Annotated in this window: 10 protein-coding genes; 4 read left to right on the top strand and 6 right to left on the bottom strand. The window is 61.5% G+C overall.

Annotated features, from left to right (window positions below; translation table 11 throughout):
* The first annotated feature begins 39 nt into the window (after positions 1-39).
* Complete coding sequence (locus tag OO306_RS03065) at positions 40-963, top strand: LysR family transcriptional regulator (protein ID WP_027593329.1); 924 nt, start codon at positions 40-42, stop codon at positions 961-963.
* On the opposite strand, the gene OO306_RS03060 is transcribed toward OO306_RS03065, so the two are convergent.
* Positions 960-2,159, bottom strand: a complete 1,200-nt coding sequence (locus tag OO306_RS03060) for an MFS transporter (RefSeq protein ID WP_265967644.1) — start codon at positions 2,157-2,159, stop codon at positions 960-962. The genes OO306_RS03065 and OO306_RS03060 overlap by 4 nt on opposite strands.
* Positions 2,160-2,251: 92 nt before the next feature.
* Positions 2,252-3,187, bottom strand: coding sequence for a LysR family transcriptional regulator (locus OO306_RS03055; RefSeq protein ID WP_265967643.1), 936 nt, complete (start codon positions 3,185-3,187; stop codon positions 2,252-2,254).
* 106 nt (positions 3,188-3,293) lie between these two features.
* Between OO306_RS03055 and OO306_RS03050 the strand changes: the two genes are divergently transcribed.
* Positions 3,294-3,566 carry a PepSY domain-containing protein gene (locus OO306_RS03050; protein ID WP_027593326.1) on the top strand — a complete coding sequence of 91 codons (273 nt, stop codon included), beginning with the start codon at positions 3,294-3,296 and terminating at the stop codon, positions 3,564-3,566.
* Positions 3,567-3,573: 7 nt separating this feature from the next.
* On the opposite strand, the gene OO306_RS03045 is transcribed toward OO306_RS03050, so the two are convergent.
* Positions 3,574-4,497, bottom strand: coding sequence for a LysR family transcriptional regulator (locus OO306_RS03045; protein ID WP_085272891.1), 924 nt, complete (start codon positions 4,495-4,497; stop codon positions 3,574-3,576).
* 102 nt (positions 4,498-4,599) lie between these two features.
* Here OO306_RS03045 and OO306_RS03040 point away from each other — a divergent pair, with 102 nt between their 5' ends.
* A complete protein-coding gene (locus OO306_RS03040) occupies positions 4,600-5,352 on the top strand; it encodes an SDR family NAD(P)-dependent oxidoreductase (RefSeq protein ID WP_265967642.1) in 753 nt (250 codons plus the stop codon).
* A gap of 51 nt (positions 5,353-5,403) precedes the next feature.
* Here OO306_RS03040 and OO306_RS03035 read toward each other — a convergent pair whose 3' ends face one another.
* On the bottom strand, positions 5,404-7,950 hold the full coding sequence (locus OO306_RS03035) for an HWE histidine kinase domain-containing protein (RefSeq protein ID WP_265967641.1): 2,547 nt from the start codon (positions 7,948-7,950) through the stop codon (positions 5,404-5,406).
* Positions 7,951-8,136: 186 nt separating this feature from the next.
* Positions 8,137-9,144, bottom strand: a complete 1,008-nt coding sequence (locus OO306_RS03030) for a zinc-binding alcohol dehydrogenase family protein (RefSeq protein ID WP_265967640.1) — start codon at positions 9,142-9,144, stop codon at positions 8,137-8,139.
* A gap of 234 nt (positions 9,145-9,378) precedes the next feature.
* Between OO306_RS03030 and OO306_RS03025 the strand changes: the two genes are divergently transcribed.
* A complete protein-coding gene (locus tag OO306_RS03025; RefSeq protein ID WP_265967639.1) occupies positions 9,379-10,323 on the top strand; it encodes a GlxA family transcriptional regulator in 945 nt (314 codons plus the stop codon).
* Positions 10,324-10,362: 39 nt separating this feature from the next.
* Here OO306_RS03025 and OO306_RS03020 read toward each other — a convergent pair whose 3' ends face one another.
* Positions 10,363-11,739, bottom strand: coding sequence for an amino acid permease (locus tag OO306_RS03020; protein WP_099454213.1), 1,377 nt, complete (start codon positions 11,737-11,739; stop codon positions 10,363-10,365).
* Positions 11,740-11,919 lie beyond the last annotated feature (180 nt).

Raw genomic sequence — 11,919 nt, 5'->3', positions numbered from 1 at the left:
AGACTGCCAGTTACCTTCTGCCTCGACACGGGCCTGCCGATGGACGTCGTTCAACTCAAAACCCTGATCCATGTTGCCGAGCTTGGCAGCCTCAGCAAGGCCTCCGACCGGCTGCACATTGCACAGCCCGCCTTGAGCCGGCAGATCCGGCAACTGGAAAAGGAGCTTGGGGTCTACCTGTTCGAGCGCCATGGCCGCGGCATGATCATCACCGACGCCGGCAGCGAGGTGCTGCAGCACGCCACGCGGATCATGGATGAACTGGAGGCCATTCGCAGTTCGGTAGTGGGCGGGCATGCATCGTTTCGCGGGGCCGTGGCGATCGGCACCACACCGACCATCGCGGAGATCGTCACCGTGCCCCTGGTGACCCGGATCCGCGAAGCCCACCCGGACTTGTCGATCCGTTTCTCGTCGGCCTTCAGCGGTTACCTGGTGGACTGGATTCAGCGTGGCGAACTGGAGCTGGCGATCTCTTATGACCTGGAGCCGCTGCACACTTTGCGCATCGTGCCGGTGATGATGGAGAACCTGGTATTGGTCGGGCCGCCCAGCGCAGGCTTGGCGTGGGACAACCCGGTCAACTTCGCAACCTTGGCCCAGCAGCAGTTGGTGCTGCCCAGCCCGCGCCATGGCCTGCGCAAGATCATGGACCACTGCGCCGCGGACGTCGGCTTCAAGATTGCCGCCAATGTCGAGGCCGATTCGTTCGGGGCGATGATCGACCTGGTGCGTCATGGCTTCGGCTTGACCGCGCTGCCCTTGGCCTCGATCTACACCCACCTGCAGAACGGCACCTTGTGTGCAGCGCCACTGATCGAGCCGACACCGATGCGCAAGCTGGTCATGGTGTCGCCTGCGGACAGGCATGTCAGCCCAGCCACGCGCTATGTGGGTGAAACCTTCGTCGAGCTTGCTTCAGAGCTGGTAGCGCAGGGCATCTGGGCGGGGCACATGCTTTAAGCGCTGGGTGCCTGAGGCTGCAGCCGCGCCACGGCGGGCACACACAGCAACGCCAACAGCGCCACCCCTGCGGCCACATAGCCCAGCGTCGACACCCCGAATGTCGGGATGACCAGCCCACCCAACAGCGCACCCAAGCCAATACCGGCATTGGCGGCAGACACGTTGGTGGTGCCAGCCAGAGCCTGAGAGTGCGCCACCGAATGCATCACGCGCACCTGGCAGATGGGGTAGAGCGCCGTATTGGCGATGCCCCACAGTGCCAGTGCGCCCCAGAGCGTTACAGGCGCAGCGGCCAGTGGGCTGAAGGCCGCCATACCCATCGCCAGCAACACAAGAAACAGCGCAGTGGCCTTGATCGGCGAATGCCTGACAGCTCGCCCCCCCAGCCAGTTGCCCAGCAAACCAATGGCACCGAAGCCCATCAGCCACCAGCCGACATCCGCAGTTGCAACACCTGCGGTACGCTCGAGCATGTCGGCCAGGTAGGTGTAGGCAATGAACATCGCGGTGAACACCATGATCGACAGCGCCACATTGGCGAGGAAGTTCGGTTCACGGAAGATCCGCGCCTGGTGGCGCAAGTCGACCCTGGGCAGGCGCGCAACCACTGGCATCCAGGTGAGCACGGCAAAGGCCATGGCCGCCGATGCAGCAGACAATATCCAGAAAGCGCCGCGCCAGCCTATGGCGTCAGCCGCCAACGTCCCTAATGGAATGCCCAGCAACAGCGCAGCTGAGATGCCGAGGTAGACCCGCGCGACGGCCTGCCCTTGGCGATCGGGGCTGACCATGCTGGCGGCCGTTTCGCTGGCTGTACCCCAAAAGACAGGCAGTGCCAGGGCGGGCAGGAAACGCGCCACTGCCAAGACCCCGATGTTTGGCGCAAGGGCCGCCAACGCATTGGACGCCGCGAACAAGGCGAGGATGGCTGCGAACAGCTTGCGCCTGTCCAGGTGGGCAAGTGCCGCCGTCAACGGCGGGCCCGCCAGCATGACGGTGAAGGCAAACAGCGTGATCAACTGCCCGGCAGTCGAAATCGAGACATCAAGGTCGCGTGCCAGCCCGGGCAGCAGGCCGACCATCAAGAACTCGGTAGTGACAATTAAAAAGGCGGAGGCGGCGAGGACCAAAGTCCCCAAGGTCGCGCGTTGGTCGGTCGCCAAGCCCACGGGTGGGCGTTCAACAGCAGTCATGCAGGCAGTTCCTCAATCAGGGGCTGCCATTGTATTAATTCTTAAAAAGCCTATTACTGGCAATATTTCAGATGGCACGCGAATTATATTCACTAATTGCAGGGCGCTAGGCGGTGGCCGTCTTTTCGCAGTGCGTTCAGCAGCACATCCAGCAGCGCCCTGACGCGGGGGAGGGCCTCGCGTTTTTTGAGCCACACCACGTTCATCGGCAGCCCATCTGTTGCCAAGTGCGGCAACACTTCAATCAACGCGCCACTTTCCAGCTGTTGATTGACCAGCCAGGTGGGCACCTGAGTGACCCCCAAACCCTGCACGACTGCCTGTACCACCCCTTCGCCATCGCCGATGGCAAGCCGCGCCGGCATGAAGCGCCGCTCCATCTCACCCGGCTGCATACCGGTCATGTGCCAGGGGCTGCCCACCCCGTCGGGCTGCCCGTAAACCACACAGTCATGGGCTTGCAGGTCCGCCTCATCGAGCGGTGTGCCACGGGCTTGCAAGTAGCCCGGTGAGGCACAGAAGATGAACCGTTGAGCACCGATGAACTGGTGCCCCAGGTCCTCCGGCCAAACGTCCGGGCCGCCGATACGTACCACGATATCGATACCCTGCTCGGTCGGGTTGACGAAGCTGTCGGTAAAGGACACGTGTGGCTGCAACTGGGGATGGCGTTTGAGGTAGTTGAGAATGACCGGCAAGACGTGCAGCCGCCCATACGCTGCGGGCAGGTCGATGCGCACCCGGCCCCGTGGCTCGAAGTAGTCTTCATGCAGGGCCAATTCCGATGCTTCGAGGTCGGCCAGCACGCGTGAGCAGGTCTTGTAGAACGTTTGCCCCGCATCGGTCAGGGCAAGCCGACGCGTCGTGCGCTCGAACAGGCGTAAGCCCAGGCGAGCTTCCAGCCGCGCGACACCTTTGCTGACAGCCGAGCTGGTCAGGTTCAGGCGCTGCGCCGCCGCGGCAAAACTGCCGAGGTCTGCCACGCAGACAAAAACGTCAATGCCCTTCAAACGTTCGGAGGAGTGCACCGTCAACCCTTTGTGTAATGAACGTGGCTGCAAGCGTAACGATGATTGAACCGAAACGACAGCGCCCAGGTCGCATCCTTTAACTCAGGCAAAAAGGATGTTGACGATGAAAACCATGACGCGCGTATTGACGGGGTTGGCACTGGTTGGCGCACTGGGCGCTAGTGCCGCGTGGGCTGACCAACCAGGTGCCGACTGGAAGGTGAACAAAGACCAGGCCGAGACGGTGCTTAAAGGCGCCGGCTACACCCAGATCACCAAGATCGAAGCGGATGACGGCCACTGGGAAGGCGAGGGCATCAAGGCCGATGGCAAGCAGTACGAATTCCACGTTGACCCACACTCCGGCAACATCACCAAGGATGAACTGGATAATTGAGCCACCGTCAGGTCACGTTTGGCGTCAGCCATTGTGACCCGGCCAGCCGCTCAATGAAAAAATCAGCCAAGGCCTGGACCTTTCTCGGCCGGCTTCGGGCTGAAGGTGTGACGAAATACAAGCCGCCTTGGGTCATGCTCCACGTTGGTAGCAGGTGCTCAAGGCGGCCGTCCGCCAAGTATTCGGAGGCGATGAAATCCGGTAATTCGGCGATCGCCAAGCCCTCAAGCAAGGGCGCCACCAACGCATCCGAATTGGTCACACGCAGGGGCCCCCGCGGCACGACGTCTTGTTCGGTGCCGTCACTGTGGGTGAACCGCCAAACCTGGCTGCGGGCGCGGTAGGCGTAGCTCATGCAGGCATGGTCAACCAGGTCGCGCGGGTGCTCAGGGCGTCCATGACGCGCAAGGTATGACGGCGCGGCTACCAGGTATTGCGTGACCGCACAGATACGTCTGGCCACCAAGGACGAATCCGGCAGTGCTGCAATGCGCAGTGCTGCATCGAACCCCTCGGCAACCAGATCGACTGTCGAATCTGACAAGTGAAGGTCGAGTTCCAACTGGGGGTACCTGGCCATCAACGCGGGCAGCAGCGGCGCTACCCAGCGCAAGCCGAATGACATAGGCACCGCCAGGCGCACCAAGCCCCGTGGCTGCACCGACATCTCCTGGGCGGCGCTTTCCATCTCTTCTGCCTGGCGGTACAACGCGCTGGCCTGTTCGACCATGCGCTGGCCGAACTCGGTGACGCAAAGCTGGCGTGACGTGCGATTGAACAGACGACCGCCCAAGCGTGCCTCCAGACGCGCCACCGCACGCGATACCGTCGGTACCGACACGCCCATGGCGCGCGCCGCCGCTGCGTAGGAACCTTCTTCCGCCACTTTGGCGAACATTGCCAGCCCTTCGAAATCGGGGATTCTTGCCATTTCAATTCTGCAATGATGAGTTTCAAATGATTCTATTTTGAAAATAACGGTGCGTCGATAAGCTTCTCCCACAGCCAATCACTACCCCTCGGGAGAAACACCATGAGCAACAAACTTGAAGGCAAGATCGCACTGGTAACCGGCGGCACCACCGGTATCGGCCTGGCCACCGCCAAACGTTTTGCAGAGGAGGGCGCCCATGTGTACATCACCGGCCGCCGCCAGAGCGAGCTGGACAAGGCCGTAGCGCTGGTCGGTAACGCCACCGGCATCGCCGTCGATTCGACCCGGCTTGACCAGTTGGACGCGCTGTATGCCCAAATCGGCCAGCAACAGGGGCGTCTGGATGTGCTGTTCGCCAACGCGGGTGGCGGCTCGATGCTCCCTTTGGGAGACATCACCGAAGCCCACTACGACGATACGTTCGACCGCAACGTCAAAGGTGTGCTGTTCACAGTGCAGAAAGCGTTGCCGTTGCTGGCGCCGAACGCCTCCATCATTCTTACGGGCTCTACCGCCGGTAGCTCCGGGACTGCGGCATTCAGCGTGTACTCGGCGTCCAAGGCCGCTGTTCGGGCATTCGCACGCAGCTGGATCCTCGACCTGAAGGACCGCGGGGTCAGGGTCAACACTCTCAGCCCAGGTGCCACGCGAACGCCAGGCCTGGTTGACCTGGCGGGCCCCGATGCAGAGCAACAGCAGGGGTTGCTCGACTACCTGGCCTCCCAGGTGCCACTGGGGCGTGTGGGTGAGCCTGTGGAAATTGCCAATGCCGCCGTCTTCCTGGCGAGCGATGACTCAAGCTTCGTCAATGGCGCCGAACTGTTTGTCGATGGCGGTCAGGCTCAGGTCTAGGGCGTGATTCTGGGCCAGGGTAGGCAGCGGGCGATCGTGTGCTCCCGCTGCCTACTGCCCGCTGTCGATCAGGCTTTCCAGGTTCGACAGAATCGTCAGGGCATCGTAGGGCTTGCGCACAACAGGGACGTGCTTCAAATGCGCAGGAATGCTAATGCTGTCGCCATAGCCGGTGGCGAACAGGAACGGGATGTTTTTGCGCGTGAGTTCTTCGGCGACGGCAATCGACGTGCCCGTCCCCAGGTTGATATCCAGCACCGCGACATCCGGCCTGCGGCTGGCGAGCAGCTTCATCGTCTCGGCTTCGGAGCTTGCGGTAATTACGTCTTCGACCAGCGCATCTGCCAGAATCTGTTCGAGGCCTACTGCAATAACCAGCTGGTCCTCGAGAATCAGCACGCAGGATTTGACCAGGCCCGAGCCGCTGACATGAGGCGCAGCCGGTGGCGCCATTGGCGCAACGGCATCGACCGTTTCGACCTGGGTCAGGTGTTTGGCAGGGATCTTGAAATACCCCTGCAGCCCTTCTGGCCTGTATTCGAGCGTGCTGGTGCCGCCGAGGTCGAAGGGGATGCTGCGTTCGATCAGCACCGAACCGAAACCACTTCGGCTGGGTGGGCGAACCGTTGGCCCACCGCTTTCGCACCACGTGATGTCGCACGCCCCACTCACATCGACCTGCCAACTCACGGCCAGCTTGCCACCTGCCCGAGACAGCGCGCCGTACTTGGCGGCGTTGGTCGCCAGTTCGTGGAGCACCAAGGCCAGCACCGAGTAGGCGCGGGCATCAAGCAGCAGGCTGGGGCCGTTCAGCTCGATGACATCGGCCGAGGTGCGGTAGGGCGACAGCTCGGCGTCCAGAAGCGTGGAGAAGCGCCCACCGCCATCCCCTCGCACGACCTGGTCATGTGCAAGGGAAAGCGCCTGGATGCGACCCTTGAGCGTTGCCACGTAGCTGTTGAGGGTCTGATTTTCGGCGGTGGGGTGGGCCACCAGCGCACCGATCAGCGAAAGAATGTTCTTCACCCGGTGGTTGAGCTCTTCGTTGAGCATCCGTTGGCGGACGTCCGCCTTGGAGCGCTCGTCGGCCATGAGCTCACTGTTATGCAGCACCACCTCGACTATCGCGGCGCGGATGGCCTCGCCAAACTGGCGGTCTTGCTCGGACCAAGGCTGTGAGTGGTGGTGAACGGTCTGTTTCCACACCGCGAAGCTCTTGCGTGGCGTCAGGCGTTCACCTAACGGGCCGCTGTCGTAGGTCTTGTTAGGGTCGCCGGCCCAATCCAGGGTCTCGATCACCTCTTTGCGAAACAGCATCAGGTAATCCCGGGGCTGCTGAGACATCGGAATGACCAACACGCCCGAAACGTCGACGGCGTAATCCTGGGCAGGTGGGTGCGCCATCGAGAGGCAGTTCGAAGCCCAGGTACGGCCCTCGGCGACACCTTCGGCGAATCTCAACAAACCTGGCAACGCCACGTTTGGCGGTGTCAGTGCCTCAGCGGTCCAGCGGCCTTGCAGCGACATGCCGATGCCGTCGCAGGGGATGAGCGCCTTGAAGTCCGTCATGCGAGCACGCAGCAGTTCCCCGAAGTCGGCGGTGCGGTGTGCATCACGCAGCAGGTTGTCGAGCACTTCGCGTGCGTAGGCGGCGGCCTCCAGGCTTTGTTTGGCGCGTAGGGTCTGGATATGCAGCGAGAAAAATTCGCCGAACATTTCTGCCGCGACGCGTTGGCCCATGGACAACGTGCGGGGTGCGTAATGGTGGCAGGCAACCAGCCCCCAGAGCGCGCCGTCGACGATGATCGAAATGGACATGGACGCGCCCACGCCCATATTGCTCAGGTACTCGCAGTGAATGGGCGAGACGCTGCGCAGGTGCGCGTAGGACAGGTCGAGCGGTTCACCATTCAGGTCCAGCACAGGGGTGATGGGCACGGTCTTGAACTGGGCATCGGAAATGATGCGGACCGGATTGCGCAAGTACAGGGCGCGCGCCTGCTGCGGAATGTCGGACGCGGGGAAGTACTGCCCCAAAAAGCTTTCCAGGCCGCTGCGCTTGGCCTCGGCAATCACCTTGCCAGCGCCGTCAACGCCAAGCTGGTAGATCATCACCCGGTCGTAACCCAGCAGTGCTCGCACACGTCGGGCGGTGTCGGCAAACAGCTTCTCGGAGCGGTCGATCTCGCGCAGTTGGGCGATGACGGTGCGGACCAGCTCCATCGGCTCGGCGATGCTTGCACCGCAGGGCTCGAACTCGAGGATGGCGGTGCCTTTGTAAATATGCGCGGCAATATCGAACGCCTGTCCGGACGGCAGGCTCACGGCAAACGACAGTGCTGGGCGAGTGCCCTCTTTGCCCCGTGCCAGTGCGTTGCGAAGGGTATGCGCAGCCTCGGTGCCGATAATTGCTTCGAGGCGTTGACCGTTGATGTCCCCGGCAACGCCCAGCATGCCTGGGGTATTGGCCGAGTGACGCAGGACCACGCTTGCTGACGCATTGCAGGCCAACAGGCAACCGTGCGGCTGGATGCTGCCCGGAATCTGGATGGGTTCGCGATCGCAGTTGGTCAGATTGACGGGAGGTTGCAAAGTCATAGGCGGCCCCTGCCGGTTTACCAGACACCGGCTGCCTGTATGACCGCCGAACAGTTTCAGGCAAACGAAGTGTTTACGGTCACATTCAGCGTTTGATTCTAGCGGGCGCGTTACGCTTCGTCATCAGGGGCGCAAGAGGGCCAGCGCAAAGTTGGCCCTCTTGGAAGTTGCAACAGTGTGCCGGGCTCAGAAACCTTCCAAAACAATCTTCCCCCGGGCCTGGCCACGCTCTATGAGGGCATGGGCACGCTTGAGGTTTTCCGCGTTGATGGTGCCGAAGTGCTCGCCGACGGTGGTCTTGAGTACACCTTCATCGATAAGCGCTGATACTTTCTCGAGTAGTTGGTGTTGTTTGATCATGTCTTCGGTGTGGTAAAGCGAGCGCGTGAACATGAGTTCCCAGTGCAGCGAAAGCGATTTGCGCTTGAGTGGCATGACGTCCAACTGCGCGGGGTCATCGATGAGTGCGAGTTTGCCTTGTGGGCGAAGCACCTCCACAAGCTGCGGCAGGTAGGTATCGGTATGTGTCAGGCTGATCACATAATCAACGGGATTGCCCCCAAGTGCTTCCAGTTGCAAGGCGATCGAAGCCGAATGGTCGATGACATGGTGGGCACCCAGTTCGCTGACCCATTGCTGGGTTTCGGGCCGGGAGGCGGTGCCGATGACCGTGAGTTGCGTGAGCTGCCGGGCCAGTTGCACCAGGATTGAGCCGACGCCGCCACCAGCCCCGATCACCAACAGGCTTTGCCCCACGCCACCGTTCGGTGCGATACCCAGTCGATCAAACAACAGTTCCCAGGCAGTGATGGAGGTCAATGGCAACGCGGCGGCACTGGCATCGTCGAGGCTACGCGGTTTGTGCCCGACAATGCGTTCGTCGACCAGGTGATATTCGCTGTAGCTGCCCGGGCGATCGATGGCGCCGGCATAGAAAACCTCGTCGCCTGGCTGGAACAACGTGACCTCGGCGCCTACTTCGCGCACGATCCCCACCGCGTCCCACCCCAATACCTGCGGCTGGCCGGTCTGGCGTGAGGCGCGCACTTTGGTATCGACCGGGTTGACGGCAATGGCCTTGACCTCGACCAGCAGGTCTCGGGCGCCGGGTGTTGGCTTGGGCAGGTCTGTTTCGAACAGCGAATGTGGGTCTTGAATCGGCAAACCGGCTTGGGTGTATACGACGGCCTTCATTGGCATTACCTCAGTGGAATGGGAAGTTGGGCGCAGGCTATCCGCTTGGGTTTAGTACAGAAACCAGCTGAATGAAGTAAGACTTTCACGCTGGGGGTGAAAATGGCGGAGCGAACGCTTTGGGTCGTGGTGCAGCTCGGCGGGTAGGGACTGGCGCCATGATGCTCAAGATTGCCTGCGGCTTAAATGACGCATAAAGTACTGATTCAGGACATGGCATTAAGGAGCACAGCAATGCATCGAGTCGGTTATCTGATCACGGAGGGCTTCCAGGTCATGTCCCTGGCAACGCAGACCGTGTTCGAGTTCGCCAACCTTGTGGCGGGCGAAGAGGTCTACAGGATTCAGAACTATTCAATCGGCGGGGGGACTGTGCGCTCTTCTTTAGGGATGCACATCGATACGCTGCCCTTGGGGGCGCCGGGCCTCGCTGACAGCTGGATGGTCACCGGAACACTCACCCCGTTGACGCCGCCTTCCGACGACGTGCTGAAAAGCGTGCGGGGGTTTGTCGACGGCGCGCGTCGCACTGCTGGGTTGTGCACCGGTACATTCGTGCTCGCCCAAGCGGGTGTACTGGAGGGCCGTCGCGCCACCACGCACTGGGCCTACGCCAAAGCCTTGCAACGGATGCACCCGCAAATCAAGGTCGAGGACGACAGTATCTTCATCGTCGACGGCCCTGTGTGGACCTCGGCGGGGATGACCGCGGCGTTGGACATGGCGCTGGCGATGGTGGAAAAGGACTTGGGGGCCGAGCTCGCCCGTTCTATTGCGCACAAGCTGGTGATGCATCAACGCCGCTCTGGCGGCCAGTCGCAGCATTCGGAATTGCTGTCGCTGGCGCCCAAGTCAGACCGCATCCAGAGCGCGCTGGACTACGCGCGCAAGCACCTTAACCGCCCGCTCAGTGTTGAGGAACTGGCGGATGTGGTGCACCTGAGCCCCCGGCAATTCACCCGTGTGTTTACTGCGGAGACGGGGCAATCACCGGCCAAGGCGGTGGAAAGCCTGCGCCTGGAGGCCGCCCGGTTGATGATCGAGCAAAGCCGCCACAGCCTGGATACGGTGGCGAGGGAAACGGGGTTCAGGGATCGCCGCCATATGCGTGAGGTGTTCATGCGCGGCTTTGGCGTGCCGCCGCAGGCCGTGCGCAGGGATGCACGGCGGGTTGTGTAGTGCCTGTCCCAGCCCTATGGGCTGGGATCAGGCTGACCATCAGCTACCTACATAGCCAACTGTCTTCCCCGCCAGCCGATTACGCATTACCCAGTACGCCCCCAGCACAACCAGTGAGGTCACCGAGGTGAACCAGAACTGGAACCGCGAAGCCGGGTCGAACGCTTGGGTGATAATCACCGCCAGCAATGCGAACAGCGCAACGATGTTGGCGTAAGGGAAGAACCACGCCCGGAACGCCGTAGGGTCGACCGCTTCATGCCGGGTTTTCCAGCGCATGGCGAAGTGGGCGACGATGATGAAGATCCACACGATCATCACGAACGTGCCGCTGCTTTTGGCCAGGGTCATGAACAGGTCGCCGCCGCTGACAAAGTGCACGGTCAGGATCAACAGGCAGATGCTCAGGCTCAGCAGCAGCGCATTGAGCGGTACCCCTTTGGACGTGGTGCGAGAGAACAGCTTCGGCGCATGCCCACGCTGGCTCAGCGAGAACAGCATGCGCGAGTTGGAGAACATGAAGGAGTTCATCACCGACATGAACGAGATGAACAACACGATCTTCATGGCCACTGCGGCGCCACTGAACCCAGCCAGGCTGAACAACGACACATACGGGGACGCCAGGTTCTCCGTGTCTGTCCACGGCAGGCAGAGGATCAGGATCGACACCGAACCGACATAGAACAACATCACCCGCAGAATGACGCTCTTGATGGCCCGGATGACGTTCTTGCGAGGGTTCTCTGATTCACCGGCGGCAACGGCAGCGATCTCACTCCCGCCCAGCGAGAAGATCACCACCACCACACCCGCCATGACCGGCGACAGGCCATTGGGCATGAAACCATCGTGCGCGGTCAGGTTGACCCAGCCAGGGGAAGGGATGTTGCTGTGCAGGCCGAGCAGAATCGAGAGCCCCAGCACCATGAAGATCAGAATGGTGGCGACCTTCATTGCGGCCAGCCAGTACTCCACTTCAGCGAAGGATTTGACCGAGTAGGCGTTGCTTGCCATCAATGTCACCAGCATGATGAACGCGCCGGCCCAGATGGGCAGCCAAGGCAGAAAATCGTTGAGGATGGCGCCCAGCAGTACCGCCTCCAAGGTGATGGTCAGCATCGACTTGAGCCAGTACAGCCAGCCGACGGTAAACCCTGCCCATTCGCCGAGGTAGCTGTTGGCATAGGTTGAAAACGAGCCTGCATCCGGGTTGCGGCAGGCCATCTCGCCGAGCATGAACATCACCAGGGTGACCACAATGCCGCCGATAAAGTACGACAGGATGGCGGCAGGCCCTGCCGAGGCAATCAACTTGCCCGACCCCATGAACAGCCCCGCGCCGATCACCCCGCCCAGCGCGATCATGGTGATGTGCCGTTGTTTCAGGCTTTGCTTCAGACTGTTGGATTGCATTTCCTTGTCCTCTCTTATTATCTGGGAGGCGTCGGCAATGTTGCTGCAGTGCAAGGTTTGCCACTGCAGACATTGTCGCCCCACCCACAGGCATCGTCGTGCGCCTGCGTCCACGCCCTGCAGCCTTTTATTCAGGCAATAGCTGTCAGGCTGGCCACCATGGGCAAAGCGGCCGTGCAT

Source organism: Pseudomonas sp. DCB_AW (assembly GCF_026240895.1).
Taxonomy (GTDB): Bacteria; Pseudomonadota; Gammaproteobacteria; order Pseudomonadales; family Pseudomonadaceae; genus Aquipseudomonas; species Aquipseudomonas kermanshahensis.
This window is presented reverse-complemented; position numbering and strand designations above follow the sequence as displayed.